At 66.4% G+C, this 19,356-nt stretch carries 16 protein-coding genes; 10 read left to right on the top strand and 6 right to left on the bottom strand.

All coding sequences use genetic code 11. The features are described from left to right. Positions 1–159: 159 nt before the first annotated feature. Entirely contained in the window at positions 160–477 is a 318-nt protein-coding gene (locus tag BLV92_RS18035; protein WP_090547577.1) for a hypothetical protein, read from the bottom strand. A 333-nt stretch (positions 478–810) separates the two neighbouring features. Between BLV92_RS18035 and BLV92_RS18030 the strand changes: the two genes are divergently transcribed. Then, positions 811–1,752, top strand: coding sequence for a transglutaminase family protein (locus BLV92_RS18030; RefSeq protein ID WP_243842378.1), 942 nt, complete (start codon positions 811–813; stop codon positions 1,750–1,752). Then, the gene (locus tag BLV92_RS18025) at positions 1,730–2,539 is read left to right on the top strand and encodes a transglutaminase-like domain-containing protein (protein ID WP_090547573.1); all 810 of its coding nucleotides are present in this window, start codon (positions 1,730–1,732) and stop codon (positions 2,537–2,539) included. The genes BLV92_RS18030 and BLV92_RS18025 overlap by 23 nt, the downstream gene beginning before the upstream one ends. Positions 2,540–2,645: 106 nt before the next feature. Here BLV92_RS18025 and trhA read toward each other — a convergent pair whose 3' ends face one another. Next, complete coding sequence (gene trhA, locus BLV92_RS18020) at positions 2,646–3,335, bottom strand: PAQR family membrane homeostasis protein TrhA (RefSeq protein ID WP_166676566.1); 690 nt, start codon at positions 3,333–3,335, stop codon at positions 2,646–2,648. Between the two features lie 294 nt (positions 3,336–3,629). On the opposite strand from trhA, the gene BLV92_RS18015 reads away from it, so the two are divergent. After that, positions 3,630–3,845 carry a DUF3820 family protein gene (locus BLV92_RS18015; protein WP_090547570.1) on the top strand — a complete coding sequence of 72 codons (216 nt, stop codon included), beginning with the start codon at positions 3,630–3,632 and terminating at the stop codon, positions 3,843–3,845. A 111-nt stretch (positions 3,846–3,956) separates the two neighbouring features. Here BLV92_RS18015 and BLV92_RS18010 read toward each other — a convergent pair whose 3' ends face one another. The 4 genes from BLV92_RS18010 to BLV92_RS17995 all read right to left on the bottom strand — a co-directional run bounded on the left by BLV92_RS18010 (position 3,957) and on the right by BLV92_RS17995 (position 12,201). Beyond that, positions 3,957–5,237, bottom strand: coding sequence for an oligogalacturonate lyase family protein (locus BLV92_RS18010; protein WP_090547569.1), 1,281 nt, complete (start codon positions 5,235–5,237; stop codon positions 3,957–3,959). 108 nt (positions 5,238–5,345) lie between these two features. Further along, entirely contained in the window at positions 5,346–6,815 is a 1,470-nt protein-coding gene (locus tag BLV92_RS18005) for a sulfatase-like hydrolase/transferase (protein WP_090547567.1), read from the bottom strand. Continuing rightward, positions 6,812–9,580, bottom strand: coding sequence for an exo-rhamnogalacturonan lyase family protein (locus tag BLV92_RS18000; protein WP_090547565.1), 2,769 nt, complete (start codon positions 9,578–9,580; stop codon positions 6,812–6,814). The genes BLV92_RS18005 and BLV92_RS18000 overlap by 4 nt, the downstream gene beginning before the upstream one ends. 20 nt (positions 9,581–9,600) lie before the next feature. After that, on the bottom strand, positions 9,601–12,201 hold the full coding sequence (locus tag BLV92_RS17995; RefSeq protein ID WP_134166061.1) for a TonB-dependent receptor: 2,601 nt from the start codon (positions 12,199–12,201) through the stop codon (positions 9,601–9,603). A gap of 343 nt (positions 12,202–12,544) precedes the next feature. Here BLV92_RS17995 and BLV92_RS17990 point away from each other — a divergent pair, with 343 nt between their 5' ends. The 7 genes from BLV92_RS17990 (at position 12,545) to BLV92_RS17960 (ending at position 19,039) form a co-directional block, all read left to right on the top strand. After that, positions 12,545–13,102, top strand: a complete 558-nt coding sequence (locus BLV92_RS17990) for a sigma-70 family RNA polymerase sigma factor (RefSeq protein ID WP_090547562.1) — start codon at positions 12,545–12,547, stop codon at positions 13,100–13,102. A gap of 2 nt (positions 13,103–13,104) precedes the next feature. Continuing rightward, positions 13,105–14,031, top strand: a complete 927-nt coding sequence (locus BLV92_RS17985) for a FecR family protein (RefSeq protein WP_143040697.1) — start codon at positions 13,105–13,107, stop codon at positions 14,029–14,031. A gap of 125 nt (positions 14,032–14,156) precedes the next feature. Further along, positions 14,157–14,867, top strand: a complete 711-nt coding sequence (locus BLV92_RS17980) for a DUF6250 domain-containing protein (protein WP_090729966.1) — start codon at positions 14,157–14,159, stop codon at positions 14,865–14,867. A 35-nt stretch (positions 14,868–14,902) separates the two neighbouring features. After that, positions 14,903–16,876: a polysaccharide lyase family protein gene (locus BLV92_RS17975; RefSeq protein WP_090547558.1), complete on the top strand. Its 1,974-nt coding sequence runs from the start codon at positions 14,903–14,905 to the stop codon at positions 16,874–16,876. A gap of 221 nt (positions 16,877–17,097) precedes the next feature. Further along, positions 17,098–17,862, top strand: coding sequence for an energy transducer TonB (locus BLV92_RS17970; RefSeq protein WP_244283844.1), 765 nt, complete (start codon positions 17,098–17,100; stop codon positions 17,860–17,862). A gap of 56 nt (positions 17,863–17,918) precedes the next feature. Next, the gene (locus tag BLV92_RS17965; RefSeq protein ID WP_090547555.1) at positions 17,919–18,629 is read left to right on the top strand and encodes a MotA/TolQ/ExbB proton channel family protein; all 711 of its coding nucleotides are present in this window, start codon (positions 17,919–17,921) and stop codon (positions 18,627–18,629) included. Continuing rightward, a complete protein-coding gene (locus BLV92_RS17960) occupies positions 18,629–19,039 on the top strand; it encodes an ExbD/TolR family protein (RefSeq protein WP_090547554.1) in 411 nt (136 codons plus the stop codon). Before BLV92_RS17965 ends, BLV92_RS17960 begins: the two co-directional genes overlap by 1 nt. The last annotated feature ends 317 nt before the right edge of the window (positions 19,040–19,356 follow it).

Raw genomic sequence — 19,356 nt, 5'->3', positions numbered from 1 at the left:
CGTAATTGCAAATGCTCACGGGCAATCACTCCGCAGGCGCTGCATGAAAAACGGCGCTTGCGATTGCCTGTGCGACATGAAAATAAGCTGGTTTTCGACTGTCGCGGCGACCCCGCACGCATCGCGGATGTCGCGAATGCCCGCAGGAGCAGCCGGAATCTAGCGTCCCGGTCCTTTCATGCCCTCGGCCTCCATCGCCGCATTGCGCTCCTCGCTCGCCTCAATGGGCTCGATCGTCTCGGTGACGGAAGCGGTTGCGCGCTCGGTGGCCGAGCGGGTCTCGTCGACGGTTTCGCCGGTTTCTCCTTCTTCGTCGTCCGGGGGCGCCAGCATGTCGTCAAGCATGGCCTTCAGTTCCGGCGTGTCCCATGATGCGCCACGTTGTCTTTTCCGCTTGATGTAGTGCCTGACTTCCGCGTCCTGCTCCTGGGTCAAAGGAAGGCCGCGAAATGTGTTTTGAGGGGTGGCTTCGCGCATGGCACTGCTCCCTGATCCGGTTTGTCGTGTTTTTCAGTTTAGCCCTGTTATGGCAGGGACGTGTCGGATATCGGTCAGTGAATCGCACAGTCCATCGATAGGATCCCAAAGGTATTGAATGAGCTGTGTCGTTTCGTTGCGGCGCAGTTTTTCGTCCGCGCCGCGAAAAGATAAGAAGCTTTAGATACCTCGAAGGTGTATGCTCGAAACGTCGTCTTTCAATTCGGTGCCTGTGACGCGGATTCAGACAGGAATCCAGGCCAGGCACCGCACAGGTCATGCAGCGTCGATGGCCTGATCGCCCTGTCGCAGCAGGTTTACCCAGCAAGCGTGATGCCTGAATCGGGCGGAACCATGAGCGGGCCGCGGCGCCTCACTGTCCGGCACAAGAGCACCTATCGTTATTCTTCGCCCGTGAGTTTCGGCGAGCATCGGATGATGTTCCGTCCGCGCTCCGGCCACGATCTACGGCTCGTGGCGTCGCGACTGAGCATTACGCCGCAGCCCGTACGCCTGCACTGGCTTCACGACGTATTCGACAATTCTGTCGCGGTAGCCACGTTCGCGGACGACGCCTCTCAACTCCAGTTCGATAGCACGGTGACGCTTGAGCACCACGAGGTGCCTTCGCCGGAATATGCGATCGAGCCGTATGCCGCAAGCTGGCCGTTCGCCTACACCAACGAAGAGGCTGCGGATCTCGTGAACGCACGCAGCCGCCGAGGTCCCGACGCCGTTGTCGACGCATGGGCGCGGAGCTTCGTTGCGCGAGCCGGCGACCGATCCACGATGGGGCTGCTGCGCGCGATGACGACCGGAATCAACGGCGAATTCCGTTATGTCCGGCGCGAGGAGAAGGGCGTCTACCGCCCGGCCGATACGTTGTCCCGTCGTAGCGGCAGTTGCAGGGATTTCGCCGTTCTGATGATCGACGCGGTTCGCTCGCTGGGTCTTGCCGCACGGTTCGTGAGCGGCTACCTCTTCGTGCCGGATCGCGCCGCCATTCAGGGCGGCGGCGCCACGCACGCGTGGCTGCAAATCTTCCTGCCGGGTGCGGGTTGGGTGGATTTCGATCCGACCAACAGCATTATCGGAAATCAACACCTGATCCGGGTGGCGGTCGGTTGGGATCAGCATCAGGCTTTGCCATTGTGGGGAACGTGGACAGGCGCACCAGATTCGTTTCGCGGTCTGGATGTCGAAGTGAACGTGACCGAGGACCCGATTGAATCGTTATGTGAAGGCTGCCGCAATGAAACTGCGCGTTGGTTATGAATTGAGTTACGAGTGCGAGCAGGACACGCCGATGATGCTGATGCTGAGCACGCACTACTCGCGTGTGCAGGAAGTCGTGTCGGCCGATCTGCTGGTCGTCGATCCGCCGGTGGCTATCCGGCAATATCGGGACGGTTTCGGCAATCTTTGCAGCCGGCTCGTGGCGCCGCCGGGGCGGATCACGATGTCGACGACCGCGCTGCTCGATATCTCCGATCAACCCGAAGCGCGCGAGCCCTACGGTTACCAGCATCCGGTCGACGAGTTGCCCGACGAGTGCATGGTATTTCTGCTGGGCAGCCGTTATTGCGAGACCGATTTGCTGTCCGACATCGCGTGGAAGCTTTTCGACAAAGCGCCGCCCGGTCGCGACCGGGTGCAGGCGATCTGCGATTTCGTTCATGGTCATATCGTCTTCGGATACGAGTTTGCGAGGCCGACCAAAACCGCGTGGCAGGCGTATCACGAGAAACGGGGCGTGTGCCGCGATTTTGCGCACCTGGCGGTCGCATTGTGCCGCGCCATGAACATTCCGGCGCGTTACTGCACGGGGTACATCAGCGACGTCGGCGAGCCGTTGCCCTATGGCACGATGGATTTCGCGGCGTGGTTCGAGGCGTATGTGGGCGGCTGCTGGCAGACCTTCGATCCGCGCAACAACGTCGCGCGCATAGGACGGGTGTTGATGGCCCGCGGACGAGACGCCGCCGACGTTGCGCTAAGCAACACTTTTGGTCCGGTCAAGCTCGTGAACTTCACCGTGCATTGCGCGCCGGAAGAAGCGTGATCGACTGAATGTCGCTGATGCCCATACCGCGCGATGCTGGGTCGGCAGCGCGTGCTGGCCGGCCTGCCGTGCGCGCCGGATGACTACGCATCCGCCCCACACGACGTCAAACCGCCCGGACGATGTCCATAAGCGTCGTGGTGACGGGTGCGCCGGGGGCGAGATAGCACAGTATCGAGGCCAGATGGCAGCCGGTGCCGCCCATCACGAAAAGATGCCATATCAGATGGCTAAAACGCGCGTGCGCACTTCGCATGTAGAAATACACGCCAGTGGTGTAGCAGAGGCACCCGACGGCGAGCCAGACCACCGTCTCGTGCGAGGCGTTGCGCAAAAGCGGGCGCACGGCGAAGAACGCGGACCAGCCCAGCAGCAGATAACAGGCGACGGCGACGCGTCGATCGGACAGTTTCCCGGCGACTTTCAGCACCGCCCCCGCGACGGCCACGCACCAGACGAACCCGAGCGCGAACCAGTCGGGAGGCCGAGGCGAACCTAGCGAGAAAGCCGAATAGGTGCCGGCGACGAAGATGAAGATCGCGCCTTCGTCGAGGCGCGTCAGCACCTGCTTGTATTCCCCCTGCGGACATCCGTGCGAGGCCGCCGAGAACAGATACAGCGCGCCGAGCGAAAGCGCATAGAGATAGACGCCGAACAGCGGACGCGAATCCCACGCATGGTTCGAGAGGGGGTGCCAGACAAAGAGGGCCGCACCGGCGGCGGCCAGGCCGATGATGTGGCTGATGCTGTTGGCCTGTTCCTCACGGGCGATGGGCCATGTCTCCAGTTCGGGCACGATGCGGATTCCATGGTTGCGGTCGACCCTTCATGGTAGAACCCCTGCGCGTGGTTTTCCATGGATTGCCGCGTTTGGAGCGGTGAATGCGCACCAGGCAGAATCCGAATCGGACCAGAATCGGACGTTGCACTGCTGCCGGCTGTCATACTCCCGTCACCCTGCATCATCGAACGAGCATTCCGGTCGTATGTTCCGCCGGCTCACGACTTTCAGTCGTGCAGGATCGGCCCGCACGCTGCGAGAGCGCTGTGCCGGGCTTGCGGAAACGGAAAGCCGTGCACAATACCCGCCATGTCAGTCCCAGACCTCGAACGCCTCGTCACCGTCACCATGCCCTTCGGCAAATACAAAGGCCGGCTCATCGCCGACCTGCCCGGGCATTACCTTAACTGGCTGGCCCGTGAAGGATTCCCGCGAGGCGAACTCGGCCGGCTGCTCGCGCTGATGCACGAGATGGACCATAACGGCCTGAAAAGCCTGCTCGATCCGCTGCGCAAACGCGAATAACCCCAGCGGGATCGATGCGGCCTCGGCGGCCGTGCCGGCGGCGGTCAACCGCCGGCATGGTTCGAGTGCCGGCGCGTGACCGCCGCGCTCCGGCACGCAGGAGATCAAAACTCAACGGGCAGCGGCAGCCCCGTCCGCCCGATCGACCTCCACCGCGAAGACATACGTCGGCCCGAACATGTTCGAGCGGAAGATCACGTACTTGCCATCGGGCGTGAAACGCACGTTCGGTTCCAGGTGGTAGTTGTGGGTGGACATGTTGACCAGTCGTTCGGCCTTCAGACGCCCCGGCTGGATCAGGTGTTCCCCGAGGCTGTGGTCGTCCTGCACCCGTTCCGGGCGGAACAGATAGATCCACTTCGCGCCGGGCGCCGCGCTGCCGTCGCCCGCGAACAGCGTGCCGTCAGCCGAACGGTTGAAATGGATCGACGATTCCTGCTGCTCGTAGTGATACCAGATCCGCTTGCCGTTCTCGACGTTGTAGCTGGCCACGAAGGCATCCACGCCCTCGGGAAAGTGCAGGTCGTACCAGATGTTCCCGTTGTCGTCCCACCACTGGTGCCCGACGCCTTCCATCTCCATGATGCGCGGATCGATGTGCCGGTTGTCGGAGCCGTCGGTGCGGATCGTCCACAGTTTTTCGACCTGTTGCCAGGCGCCCTGGTGCGCGTACATCAGCAGCGTCGGGTCGGTCGGCGAGAATTGCAGGTGATCGATCCAGTCCGTGCTTGCGAGCACCGGCTTCGTGTGGCCGGTATGCAGATCGACGGTGAACACGATCATCGGCAGCCGCGCGGCGAGTCGGCGCGCCATCTTCGCCTTCTTGTCGAGCGGCTCGTTGATGCCGTGGGCCTGCGCGGCCTGTCCGGCCTGGCGGCCGTTGTAATCCTCGCCTTCGCCGACGATGTAGCTGCCGACGCCGAGGGTTTCGTCGGCGTTGATCGAAAAGATGCCCGAGCGGCGCGGCAGGTCGGCGATCTTGCGCTGCTTGCCGGTATCGATATCGGCCGCCCATAGCGACGCGTACAGCGGATCGTCCGGCGATCCCTTGAAGTAATAGACGGTGAGCGTCCTGCGTCCCACCACGACGGCGCCGGGACCGCCTCCCACCGGCCCTTTCACCAGCGGCCGCGACGTGAAGGTCGTCAGGTCGAGCACCGCGATGCCGCGATCGGGCGTGGTGTAGACCATCTGCTTGCCATCGGGTGTGAATGCGTTGATGTTGAAGTACAGGCTGCCCGAACCGGGCTCGTCGGTCAGGCGAATGACGCGGTGGCCGGTATCCGGATCGATCCAGCTACGCGGCGGCGCATCGCCCGCCACGGCGACGGCGGATAGCGTGAGCAACGCGAGGCAGGTGAGGAAGCGGTGTAAATAAAGTCGAAACGTCATCGTTGTGGATTGCGGATAGGGTGGGATGAAACGAACAGCTGCCCGAACATATCGTCCGGGCAGCCGGCGAATGAGGACCGACACGGACGGTCATCTGTCGAATGCCCATTACGGATAAAGCTTCGCAGGCAGTATTTCCGCCGGCGGCTCTCCTGCGTCCGCGATCATGCGAAGCAGTTGCGCCTTCAGCGTGTCGGCGATCGCGCGATACTCTTTGCGTCCCGCCAGATTCACGATTTCGTGCGGATCTCTGCGCTGGTCGTAAAGCTGGTATTCCTGGTACGCCGATGCGCACGCCTGATGCGTGTTGCCCGCCAGGTCGGCGACGCAGTAAGTCCAGTCGTCGGTCCGGATCGCGCGTCCGGTCATCGATTCGCTGATCTGCACGAATTGCGGGTTCGACCACGTGCGCCGCGCGTTCGCATCGTCGAGCAGCGGCATCGCGCTGCGCCCCTTCCAGCCGGCCGGTATATCGACGCCTGCCGCATCGAGCAGGGTCGGCGCGACGTCGATCAGGCCGACGAGGCCCGGCACCGCGATTGACCGGTCGAATCCGGGGCCGTCGACGATCAGCGGAACGCGTAGCGAGCTGTTGTGCACGCTGCGCTTGTACTCCTGGTTGCGCGTCATGAAGTGGCAGCCGTGATCGCTGACGAACACGAAGATCGTGTTCGACGCCAGATGCGCTTCTTCGAGCACGCGCCGCAGGCGGCCGACCGACGTATCGATCGCCTCGATGCAGCCGTAGTAGTCGGGCAACTGGTCTTGCCACGTGCCCGGAAACGGGCGCAGGTCTTCCGGCACGGCGGGATTCGCGAAACGCGCCGCCGCGCCGTTCGGCGCAACCGGGCGATGCAGGTCGTTCTGCTGATGCGGCTCCAGTTGCGACACGCACAGGAAGAACGGCTTGTCGTGCTTCGCGCGCAGGAACCGTTCGGCCCGGTCGGTCAGAAAATCGACCCGGTACTGGTCCCTGAAACGGATCGGCTGGTTGTCGGCGTCCCAGATCGTCCCTTCGTAGGGGTGACTCGTGTGCTCCAGCGCGTTCGCGCCTTCCCACAGGTCGAGAAAGCCGCCGCGATCCGCGGCTTTCACCGGACCCGGATCGCCGCCGTCGCGCGGGTTCTCCAGCGCGAGATGCCATTTGCCGATGTAGTTCGCGCTATAGCCGGCTCGGCGCAGTTCGCCCGCGAGCGTCGGCAGCGACGGATCGAGCCGCAGTCCGTTGTGCCAGACGCCGGCTTCCGTCGCGTGGCGGCTCGTGAACAGCACCGAGCGCGCGGGCGCGCAGACGGGCTGGTTCGTCAGCGCGCCGGTGAAGTTCACGCCGCGCGCGGCCAGCGCATCGAGATTCGGCGTGCGCGTCGACGCGTTGAGGCCGTTCGCGCCGACGAAGTCCCAGCGGAACTGATCCGCGATGTAGAGCACGATGTTGGGCCTGACCGCGGACCGCCCGGCGGCCGCACTGGACGGGCTTGCCGAACTTGCCGCGCGCGCCGCCGCCGGCGCCGTCGCCGCCAGCGCGGCCGACATCGACGTCTTGATGAACCCGCGGCGTCCCCCGTTCGATGGCTTCATGGCGCGTCCTCCGCGGGGATCTGCGGCGCGGCGAGCGCCAGCAGCCCGATCGCGCCGAGTCCCCACTGGGCGGTCGAATTGGTCGATACGCGCCGCGCTTCGTCGATGTCGTACAGCACGTCCGGCACGCGGATGCGCCGGCTTTCGAAGTCGGCATACGTGCTGCCGGCTTTCCCCGCGAAGAACTGCGCCCACGCGCGTTGCAGCAGGTCGGGGCGGCCGGTTTCGCGGCCCGCGAACGCGAGCAGGCGCGCATGTCCCTGGCTCAGATTGAGCTTGCCGAGGCTTTGGCCGAGCGCGGCTTGCTGTTCGTCCGCGCTCGCCGAATAGAGCGTGCAGTATTGCAGCCACGCGTCGCGGAACGCGGGGACCGGCAACGTGCGCAGCAGTTCGCCGCAAACTTCGGGCAGCCCGAATGCCGCGCTCAGATGCGAAACGGAGATCGTGCCGGTCGTGTCGCGCAGGAACCGTCCGGTGCGCAGATCCATCACGCCCGCGCCGGTAAAAAAGCCGTGCGGCTGGCCGGCGATCGACTCCATGCTCGCACGCAGCTTCTCGCGCCACGCCGGGTCGCCGGTGCGTTCCCATTCGGTCAGCCACGCGCTAGCTACCGCGCCCCAGTCGGTGCCGAACGACACCGTCGCGTGATGCTCGGGGTCCTGTTCCGGGAACCGCTCGCCGATCTTGCGGCCGGGCAGGATCTGGCGCAGCCGTTCGACGGCGTTCACCTGTTCGCGCATCAGGTCGCCGACGCGTTCGTCGGCGGTGAGGTAATAGAAGAAACGATGGTTGAAAACCGTGGACACGCGCAACTGCTTCGCGCTGTCGCCCCAGTGCTGCACGTCGTGACGCGACCCGAGCGGGCTGAACGGCCCGATGTGATGCACGTCGACCTCGCTGCAATGGCGGGTCATCGCCTCGGCCATCCGGAACGCGTCCGCGCGGCCCGAATGCAGGTAGTAATGCCACAGCCAGATTTCGGTGCTCAGTTCGCCGTTGTCCCACGCGAAGCCGCCGACGTCGTAGCGCCATACATGGCGCGACGCGTCGTATGTGTGCATCACGTCGCCGTAGTTCCAGAAGCCGTACCACTTGCGCTGTTCGACCTGCGCGCGGTAGTAGTCGAACACCCAGCCCAGATAGTGTTCCAGCCGCGCGGCGGCCGGAGCCGGGCCACGTTCCGCCGGACGCCAATAGGGGCTGAAGACGCCGGCCCGGTCGAGCCATGCGCCCGGCGCGACCAGTTGCGGCGGCGCCTGGATGCGCCGGCTGATCGCGGCGAGTTGCGCGGGCGTCGGCGTCGTGGCGAGCAGCTGCAGTTCGATTTCGGACGTACGCGCGACGCCGTAGGGCGTCATGAAGCCAGGCTCGTAGTCCTCGTAGGTGATGTCGAGCGCGTCGCGTTGCAGTTCGTACGTCGTTTCGCCGAGGCCGTCGTGATACGGGCGCAGATCCATGGCCGGCGCGTTCGGCGCCCATAGCCACAGCGTGACGGTCGCGGTGTCGGTCTGCGCGTTGGCGATGTCGATCTGCGCGGGAAAGCTCTGCCAGAAATGGCGGATGCCGAACGCAACGCCGCCGCCCGGCGTGCCGAGATAACCGGTGCCGGCCGCGCGCGTGCCGCTCGCCGAATGAATCCAGCCGCAGCCTGCCTGCGTGCGTTTCTCGATCGTGAAGCCGTCCGGCGTCGGTTGCAGCAGCGTGTAGTCGCCGAAGGCCGGCACGAAACGCAGTTCCTTCGCGAAGACCGGACCCAGTTCGGTGGCGGACGGCACGGCGTGGCCGGCCACTTGAGCGGCTTCGATCTCATGCCCCGGACTGCGGCGCAGCCCGGTCAGCCCGCGCACGGCTTCGGCGAACACGCCGCCGTTGTCGCCGACGAAACGCACGTGGCGTTCGTGAAGCTCGCCGTCGAGCGGCGCGGAGAAGCGCAGGCCGATGCCGCGGATGAACGTGTGTGTCGGATCGACGTCGTACACGAGGCTGTGGACCGCGCGGACGTTGTCCGATCCCCGGTAGAAATAGAGCCGCACGACGAACGGCAGCACGCGGTGCGACCGGTCGTCCCGATGCGCGCCGGTCAGTTTGACGACCGCGCGCGACGGGCCGTTCTGTTCGAGCGTGACGGTGTCGATCTGTCCGCGATAGCGGCTGCGCGTCGGCGTTTGCGTTTCGTCGTCGGTGTCGCGTCGGTCGTCTGCGAGCACGATCAGGCGGCCGTCGCGCAGCGTGGCCGCGCCGCGCCGGCTGATCGTGCGGAACAGCGTGTCGCCGGACCGCGGCACCACGCATTGCAGCGGGCCGGTGTCGAGCTGGATCGCGTCGGCGGTTTGCGTCGCGAGCGCGGGGCCGTTGGGCGTTTCGCCGTTCGCCGGCTCCAGCGTGCAGCGGCCTGCGTTGCCGCTACCGCCGACGCGTTGCAGGTCGTCCGGCGCGAGCGCGTGCGCCGACCATTTGATCGAGCCGTCCGGCCAGGTCGCGAGCGGCCACGACTGCACCGGCTGCGTGCCGTCCCCGCCGCGCAGCACGAATCCGCTGGCGGACCGCACCGCGCCTTGCGGCCACGGTACGCCCCACGTCGTGCCGGCGAAGTCGTCGGGCGCGCCGTCGAGCCATTGCAGCGGCGCGGACGTGGGCGAGTCGCCATCGTTGTCTCCATCGCGGCGGCGAGCGTCGTCGCGCGCCGCCGCGTCCCGCAGCGGCGCCGCGCCGAGCGCCAGCGACACCGTCTTGAAGAACGTGCGCCTGTCGAAACCTCTCTTCATCGCCTGGGTCTCCGCGCGGATCAGAACTGGTACGTCAGCGTGCCGCCGATCATGCGCGGCTCGCCGATCCAGCCGACCACCGAGCCGTAGTCGCTCTCGACCAGCCGCCGGTAATAGGTCTTGTTGAACAGGTTGTTCACCCAGATCGACGCGGACCAGTTGCCGCGGCTGAACTTGCCGCCGGTGCCGGCCGCCAGCGACACGAGCCCGTAGCCCGGAATGCGCGTGAACGACGAGTCGTCGACGGTGCCGTACATCCACGTCCGGTACGAGTAGCGCGCGCTGACGAACGAACTGAGGCCGTTCAGCGTGTGCCACGAATAACGCACGCTCGCGTTCAGCGTCAGCTTCGGCGCGTTGAACACCTGGCGGCCGGTCAGATCGCAGACGGCGGTGCCGCCGTCGGGGCCGAGCGTCACTTCCGGCGGGCAGATCGAATGGTGGTAGTTCAGGTAGCGCGCGTCGTTGTAGACCGCCGACGTCTGGATCAGGAAATGATCGTCCGGCGTGTACTGCAACGACGTTTCCGCGCCGCGCGAGCGGAACGTGCCCGCGTTCGTCAGATAGGTCGAGTCGGTGCTGGGGTCGTAGCTCTGCGTCTGGAACGCGTTCACGTAGGTGAGAAAGACGTCGGCCTTCGCGATCAGGTCGCCGTCGAGCAGTTCGCCCTTGATGCCGAGTTCCGCGCTCTTCGTGCGTTCCGGCTGGATCACGAGCGAGTTGTAGCCGGCCTGTTTCGCGGCGCCGGCCGATACGTTGAGCCCGCCGGACTTCTCGCCGTACGACAGCGCCAGATAGCTGCTGAGGTCGCGCGTGAGCAGATACCGGAAGTTCAGCGTCGCGGACGGCAGCGTGTTGTACTGGATCAGGTAGCCGGAGTTGAACGGCGCCTTGTTGTAGCGGATGAACTGGCCGCCTTTCTTTTCGTACGTGAGCCGCACGCCGGCGGTCACGTCGAAGCGCGAATTGACGTGCACGGTGCCCTGCGTGAACGCCGACCACGTTTCGTCGTGCAGGGTGCCGAGCCGGATCACGTCGAGGCCGTCGTACGACGCGCTGCCGTAATAGAGGCCGGGCAGCGTGCTGTTCGCATAACGCGTGAACGCCTGGGTGGCCTGGTTTTCGCCCAGGTAGGTCGCGCCGACCGCGTAGTCGAAATACTTGCCGTGCGGCGAATCGAGCCGGAAGTCCTGCGACCATGCGCGGTCGAGAATCTGCGTGCCGCTGTTCGCGTAGATCGGCACGCTCAGGCTGTCCGCCTGCGACGGCAGATAGCTGAAATAGCGGTAGGCGCTCACCGAGCGCAGGTTGTAGCCGCTGTCGAAGCGATAGTTCGCCTCGGCCGACGCGCCGCCCTGAACGAGGTGGATGTGATTTTCGTCGTCGAGATCGACGTCGTGATCCGTGCCGCCGTACACCACGCGATTGCCGACGAGGTTCGAATGCGTGAGGAACGGGTTGCTGCCGTCGATCGTGTGGGACGCGTACAGCACCGCCGTCGGCGTGTCGTTCTCGTTGCTGTAGTCGGCGCTCAGGCGCAGGCTGAAGCGGCTGTCCGGCTTGTACAGCAGTTGCCCGCGCACCGCGTTGATCGACGACCCGTTCAGCGTGTCGCCGTTCGCGAGGTTCGTTACGGTGCCGTTTTCGCTGCTATGGAGGAAGTCGATGCGGCCGGCCAGCGTGTCGGTGATCGGCCCGGAGAACATCGTCTTGTTCTGCACGTAGCCGTGTTCGCCGATCGATATGCTGGTCGAGCCGGTCGGCTTGAAACTGGGCAGCGGCGTATGGATATCGACCACGCCGCCCGTCGAATTCGCGCCGAAGGTCGTGCCCTGCGCGCCGCTCAGCACGTCGACGTAGTCGATGTCGGCGAGCGCGCCGCCGAGCATGCCGGGGCGCGGCAGATAGACGTTGTCGAGATAGACCGCGACGCTGCTTGGCATCCCGATGTTCTGTTCGCCGCTGGTCTGCCCGCCGCCGTCGCCGATGCCGCGAATCGTGAACTGCGTGTCGGACGGATCGGTGGTCTGGATGTTGAGGCCAGGGACCAGTTGCTGCAGGTCGGCGAGCGACGTGATGTGCTGTTCGTCGATCTCGCGCCCGGTCACGCGGTACGACGAGGTCGGCGCGCGCTGCGGGTCCTCCTTCGGACGGCTGCGGTTCGCGCTGACCGTGACCGCGCCCAGCACGGTGGTTTTCTCGGCGTCGGACGGAGCGGGGACCGGCCGTTTCGGCCGGTCAGCTTTTGGGTCGGCGTTCTCCGACGTCGTCGCCGGCGCGGCCTGCGCGCGGCGCACGGACAGCGCGCGGCTGTCCGTGGTGACCAGTTCGAGGCCCGTGCCTTTCAACGCTTGCGCGATCGCTTCGGCGGCGGTCAGGTTGCCGCTCACCGGCGCGGCATTCACGGATTCGACGAGCTTCGGGTCGTAGCTCAGCGCGACGCCGCTTTCGGCGGCGATCGACAGCAGCGTGCGGTTCAGCGGCTGCACGGCCAGATGGAACGCGTGGGTGCTGCCGCCCTGCGCCATGGCCGGGGCGGCGGACAGAAAAAGCGTCGTCGCCAGAAGGTGCAGCGCATGTCGCGGCACCGGCGGCGTGGTTCCGGTTTGTCGTTTTTTCACGATGGTCCTGATGTCGTGTTGCGAGTTCGTTGCGGGCTCGTTGCAGGTTCGTTGTGCAGGATGCCCGGCTTGTTTTGGTGTCCTTGCCGCGCAATGCGGTCTGCATTGCGAATGCGGGTGAACGATGGGCTTGTGCAACGACGGGGGAAAAGCGTCAGCAAAAAAGCGGAATTTTTGTGAACGGAAGCGCAGGGCGGGGCACGCACGCGAGCCGTCATATTCTTCGAATAAACGGTGCTTTGGCGCGGCGCGCGCGGAACCTTAGAATCGCCGATCCAGCATCCGCTTCGCCCACCGCCCCGAGCAGTCCTGCGCAAGGCGACCTTCGCATAGCACGTACGCCATGGCGATCCGACATCAAAGCCTCTCCATCGACGGACCGGTCGATCCTCCTTCGTTTCTCGCCGCAACCGTCGCGCGCGAGCGATTCCTGACCCACGAATTCCGGCACAGTTATGGGTGGCTGACGGGGTGTATGCAACGGCTCGTCGGCTCCAGCAGCGATGCCGAGGACCTCGCGTCGAGCGCGTTCACGGAACTGGCCGCGCATCCGGACGTCGCGACGATCCGCCAGCCGCGCGCGCTCCTCACGACGATCGCGCGCCGGCTCACGTTCGAGTTCTGGCGCAGGCGCGACATCGAGCGCGCGTATCTGTCGATGCTCGCGCAGGCGCCCGAGCGTGTGACGCCGCCGCCGGAAGTCGCGCTCGAAGCGGTGCAGGAGATCGTGCTGATCGACGCGGCGCTCCAGCAGTTGTCGGCGCGCGCGCGGGAGGCGTTCATCATGAGCCAGTTCGAGGACATGAAATACGCGGAGATCGCGGAGCGTCTCGGCGTCTCGGTGAGCATGGTGCGCAAGTACGTGGCGCAGGCGCTCGCGCTGTGCTGCGGGGCGGCGTGAGCATGCTCACCGTATCGGAGCGCGCGGCGATCGAATGGGAGGCGCGGCTGCGCGGCGGCGACGCCGACGAAACCGAACTCGCGGAGTTTGCCGCGTGGCATCGCGAGTTGGACAACAGCCGCGCGTGGGCGGCGTTGCAGGAACGGCTCGCGCGGCTGCGGATGGACGGCTCGGCTGCGCGCGCGGCCGCGGCCGCCGCGCTGCGCGTGCCGTCGGAGAAGCGCCGCAAGCTGTTGCGCGCGGGTTTCAGCACGATGGCCGTCGCGCTGGCGGGCCTCGCGCTCAAGGAGAGCGCGCATCGGCTCGGACTCGATGCGGACTGGCGCAGCGCGATCGGCCAGCGGCAGACCGTGCAGCTCGCCGGCGGCGCGCGGATGACGATGGATGCGGGCACGAGCGTCTATCGCGGCAGTCGCCACGCGGATTTCGCGCTGCGCGTGCCGGTCGGGCAGGTGCTCGTCAGCATGCCGGCGCGCGCCGGCAACGCGCTCGCGGTCGCGACCGCCGATGGCGACGTGTGGAGCGCGGGCGGCGAGTTGAACGTGGGCCGGATTTATCGGCACAGTGTCGTCGCGGTTCGCGACGGAGACGCGGAACTGCGGCTCGCCCGAGGCCGCGTGATGCGCGTGAAAGCGGGAGAGAGCGTGGCGTTCACGCGTGACGGCGCAAGGCGGCTCGCGCAGCCGTTCGAGCTGGTGTCCGCGTGGACGCGCGGACTGTTCGTCGCCGACAACGTCACGGTGGCCGAGGTGGCCGACGTGTTCAATCGTTATCGGGTCGGCCTGATCCGCGCGACGGGCGCGGCGGCCACGCAACGGATCAGCGGCGTGTTCGTGCTGAACGACATCGACCGGGCCGTGCAGCAGGTCGCCGACAGCGCGCCGGTCGAACTCACGCAGATCGGCTCGTATCTGACGGTCTTCAGCTGATCCTTCTTCCGAAATTTTTTTCCTTTCGGCACTGACGCTTTTTTCCCCTCGTTGCACATAGGAAACAGATGCCGCTCGTGCGATGCGGGCGGCCGGGTTTCCTGCAACGAGAGAGAAGACGCAACGTGCGAACGAATCGGATCGGCCTGTTGATGATGACGACGCTGGCGCTGCTGGCGGTCGCCGCGCAGGCGAATGCCGCCGCGCCGCGCGTATTGTTTCGCGACGACTTCGCGACGCTCGACACCCGCGCGTGGATCGTCGAGGCGGAGCCGGCGCGCGGCGGCACACCGGCTCCGCCGGTCTATACCCACGGCCATCGACTCGTGCTCGACAGCGCGGGCGGGCTGACCGTCTGGCTGAATCGTCGCCTCGCCGGCCACTACGAGATCGACTACACGCGCACCGTCGTGGACCGTGGCGGTCCGCACGACCGGGTGTCCGACCTGAACCAGTTCTGGCTCGCGAACGCCGCGTCCGGTGATCCCGCTGCCACGCCGTTCGGCCGTTCGGGCAAGTTCTCCGATTACGACTCGCTCGATCTCTTTTACGCGGGCGTCGGCGGCAACGGCAACACGACCACGCGTTTCCGGCATTACGACGGCTCGGCCACCCGGCCGCTGCTGGCGGAATACACGAGCCGCCCGTGGCTGCTCGAAGGCAACCGTTCGTACCGGATACGGATCGTCGTCGACGGCGGCGGCACGCGGTTCTATCTCGACGGCCGGCCGTGTTTCGCGGCGGCGGGACCGTTGCGCACGGACGGCTATTTCGGTTTCCGCTCGACGGCTTCGCGGCAAACCATCTCCGACTTTTCCATTCGCGCGCTGCCGTGACGGGCCGCGCCGTTTTCCGACGACGTTTTTTTCCGATGATCAACCCACCTTCCCGCGCCGCTCTTCGCCGCTCTCGCGCGCTGCTGCCGGCGCTCGCGCTGTGCGCGGCCGCCGCCGCGCCGGCGTATGCCGACGACGCGAACCCCGCGCCGGTGACGCTCACGCAAGACGCCGCTTACCTGACGCTGGAAAACGGCCTCGTGCAGATCCGCGTCGAACGTAGCGACGGTTATCTCGCGTCGATTCGCCAGCATGACGCCGGCGGCTGGCACGACCTCGGCGTGACCGATCAGCATGCCGCCTACGAGGCGCACGGCGACGACTTCGAGAACGATCCCGAGAAGGCGATGTACTGGGACGCGAACGCCGACGTCGCGGTCGTGCCGCCGGGGCTGAAGGAGGACAGGAAAGGCTACTTCCGCATTCGCGACGGCGAGGCCGACATCCGGATCGTGAGCCGGACGTCGGATCGCGCCGAAGTGTCGGTCAGGTCGAAGCCCACGCCGCTGTTTCCGTTCGACGTCGATTTTCACTACGTGGTGACGAAAGGAAAAAGCGGCTTTTACGCGTATGCGGTCGTGCATCACGGCAGCGATCAGCCGGCCGCGACGTTCTATCAGAACCGCTTCGTCGTGAAGACGGTGATGGACGGCACGTTCGACCAGTGGGCGATCGGCGGCGGCAAGTTCGTGCCGATTCCGCAGGGTGAGATCGTGAAGCAGTTGAGCGACGCGACGTTCCAGTTGAGCGACGGCACCATCAAGACCAAATACATGAACTCGGTGTACTGGTCGCAGGTGCCCGTGTACGGCTACGTCGGCCCGCATCGCGGCCTGTGGATGATCGAGGCGAGTCCGGAGTATCACAACGGCGGACCCGTCAAGCAGGGGCAGACGCTGCACGACAACGTGCTGCTGCGGGTGCTGCAATCGGTGCACTTCGGCGCGTCGCCGGTCGTGCTGAAAGACGGCGAGGAGTGGCGCAAGGTGTATGGCCCGTTCTTCGTTTATCTGAATCGCGGCGAAGGGCCGGCCGCGTTGTGGCAGGACGCGGCGCGCCAGCATGAGAACGAGGCCGCGAACTGGCCGTATGCGTGGGTCGACGAGCCCGCGTACCAGAAGACGCGCGGCGAGGTGAGCGGTGCGGTGACGCTCGCGGGCGGCGCGCCGGCAACGAACGCATGGGCGATCCTGTCGGACCCCGACGTGCCGTGGAGCGCGCAGAACAAGGGTTACGCGTTCTGGAGCACGCTTGGCCCGGACGGCCGCTTCGACCTGAAACACGTGATCCCGGGTACGTATGACCTCTACGTGAGCGGCGCGGACCAGCCGCAGGATCTCGTCGTGCGGCGCGTGAAAGTGCTGGCGGACGGCCGCGTCGATCTCGGCACGATCGCGTGGCCCGACGAGGCGCACGGCGAGCGGTTGTGGCAGATCGGCCGGTTCGACCGCTCGGCGGCCGAATTCCGCAGCGGCGGCGACGCCCGCAATTTCCAGATGTTCAGGCGTTACGCGCAGCAGTTTCCGCACGACGTCGATTACGTGATCGGCGAAAGCCGGCCCGCGCGCGACTGGAACTATGCGCAGTGGACGCTCTACAACGAGCATCCGGAATGGCGGATCCGCTTCGACGTGCCGCATCCGCGCTCGGGCACCGCGACGTTGACGATTGGCTTCGCATCGTCCCAGCCCGCGCGCGGCCGCAAGCTGACCGACCTGCGCGTGAAGGTGAACGGCACGGAAGTCGCGGCGATCCATCTGCCGAAGACCGGCACGGCCGGTTATCGCGGCGGCGCGCAGGATTCGCAGTACAACGTGCGCGCCATCACATTCGACGCGGCGCTGCTGAAGGCGGGCAGCAACGCGATCAGCCTGTATCACGCGGATGCGGCGCCGTTCGCGCGCTTCACCGCCGTGAGCGCCGACGCGGGCGCGCCGGCGGACACGACGCCGGGGCAGGTGATGTACGACGCGCTGCGTCTCGAAGTGGAGCCGGCGGCTTCGCCGTGAAGGCGCCGAAGCGGGAATGTAGAAAGCATAAATGCATGGTTTGGCCCGTGCGCGGGCCTGGCTACATTCGATGTTCGATATAGCGCGAATCAGCAGGCAGGAACGGCAATGACAAATTCGGCGGATCGGCATCGCGCTGAAATGGGTGTACAGGAGCAACAGTGAGCGCGGCAATGACAAATCGGCTGGCGATACAGATGCAGCGGCGGGCGGCGTCCGGTGTGACGGGACGTCGAAGACCGTCGCCCGACACGGTCGCGCCGCGCGACGGCGTAGCGCGAGCGAGTGCGTTGTCGTCGTCGGGCGGCTCGCGGCGGGCTCGCGTCAGCGTCGCGTTGACGGCTACGGCGGTGCTTGCGCTGCATGTGGGTTTCATCTGGCTCGCGCACGAATACCGTTCGCGCGCGGCGGTACAGCGGCCGGTGCCGCTGCCGATGACGGTCGAGTTGACCCAGGCGCCCGCGCCGTTGCCCCAGGCGGCGCAGGCCACGCCGTCGCCGCCGGTTCCCGCACCGCCGACGCCGCCACGGCCGAAGGCCGCCCAGCCGCGACCGGCGCGCGTCCCCGCCCACCAGGCGCCCGCGGCGCAGCCGGCCGCGCCGCCGCCCGCCGCGCCGCACGACGCGGTCGCGCTCGCTCCCGCTCCCGCTCCCGCCGATACCGGCAAGCCGCCGCCGCGCGCGCCGGCGGCCCCGCCGCGCGAGACCGCGCCGATCGGCGACGCCGCGTATCTGCACAACCCGGCGCCGGACTATCCGCAGATCGCGCAGGAACGCGGCTGGCAAGGGCGCGTGCTGTTGCGCGTGCACGTACTGGCGAGCGGGCAGCCGGACTCGGTCGCGATCCAGACAGGCAGCGGCCGGCGTCTGCTGGACGACGCCGCGCAGGAAGCGGTGCGGCGCTGGACGTTCGTGCCGGCGAAGCGGGGCGACGAACCGACCGACGGCTGGGTCACCGTGCCGATCGATTTCCGGCTCGACTCGTGACCTCGCGGCGCCCGCCCCATGAATCAACCGATTGGCAACCAGGAGAGAAGTCCATCATGAACAGCTTGTCCACCAACTTCATCGTGCCGGCCGCGTTATGGCTGCTCGGCATCTTTTCCGTGATCACGTGGACGCTCATCGTCGTCAAGGCCGTGCAGGGTTATCGCGCCGCCGTGCGCGGCCGGCGCTTCGGCCGGCAGTTCTGGCAGGCGCGCAGCTTCCAGGCGGCCGCGGGGCTCGACGCGTCCGATAGCCCGGTCGGCCGGGTCGCCGCCGCCGGCTTCAACGCGCTGGACGGCGCCGACGAAAGCGGCGCGGACGATCTGGAGCACAGCTGGAGCCGCCACGATCTGCTCGAACGCCATCTGCGCCAGCAGATCCAGAACGAGCGCCGCCGCGCGGAAGCGGGGCTGGCCGTGCTCGCGTCGATCGGCAGCACCGCGCCGTTCGTCGGGCTGTTCGGCACGGTGTTCGGCATCATCCATGCGCTGAGCGCGATTTCGCACGCGGCGTCGGCGAGCATCGACGTGGTGGCGGGTCCGATCGGCGAGGCGCTGGTCGCGACCGGCATCGGCATCGCGGTCGCCGTGCCGGCCGTGCTCGCATACAATTTTTTCGTTCGCCGCGTGAAAGGCGCGGCCGCGGACCTCGATGCGTTCGCGACGGATTTCGTCACGCTCGCGCAGAAGGCCGGTTTCCGCGCGCGCGCCGCGGGTCAGCGGGCGGCCCCGGTCCTCGATACGGTCAGGCAGGAGGCGGTCGCATAATGGCTTTCCAGTCCTCTTCCGACAACGATGACGTGCTTGGCGAGATCAACATCACGCCGCTCGTCGACGTGATGCTCGTGCTGCTCGTCGCGTTCATCGTCACCGCGCCGCTGCTCACCAACGCGATGCACGTGAACCTGCCGAAGACGGTCGCCACCGGCGCGGCCGACCAGAAAAAAACCGTGACGGTCAGCGTGGATGCCGGCGGGCATCTTTATATCGACAAGCGGCCGACCGACATCGGGCAGATCGGCGTCGAGATGGCCGCGTTGAAGGCGGCTAATGCCGATGCGTCCGTCAATCTGCAGGCGGACGAAGGCGTGCCGTACGGGACCGTCGCGAAGGTGATGGCCGCGGTCGGGCACGCGGGGATTACGAGGTTGTCTGTCCTGACCGAGGGGCAGCAGTGAGTTGGTGTTGTTCCTGACGGCGTCGCGGCACGGTCGCGTAATTCTTCCTGCCACGTGAGCGGCCGACTCTGATGCTGCCCGGCTTATCGACGCGTATCGCCCGGAACTGTGGTCGCGATCCGTCAAGGTCGGAGTCAAACCTCGCGGGCGGGCAATGATTCGGTCCCCCGCCTCGTCCACAAAAAGTGCAGACAGGCTCGTGGGGGGAGGGTTTTACAACGAGCGCCTCCACGTAGCGCCCATCGTTACCCACCTCCCGCCGCGATCCATCGGGCCAAGCCCGGCGTTCGACCGTATCGAGGCACGACGCTCTGCCC

The organism is Paraburkholderia caballeronis (assembly GCF_900104845.1).
GTDB classification, from domain to species: Bacteria; Pseudomonadota; Gammaproteobacteria; order Burkholderiales; family Burkholderiaceae; genus Paraburkholderia; species Paraburkholderia caballeronis.
Note: the sequence above shows the minus strand (reverse complement) of the source record. Positions and strands in the feature narration are given on the sequence as shown.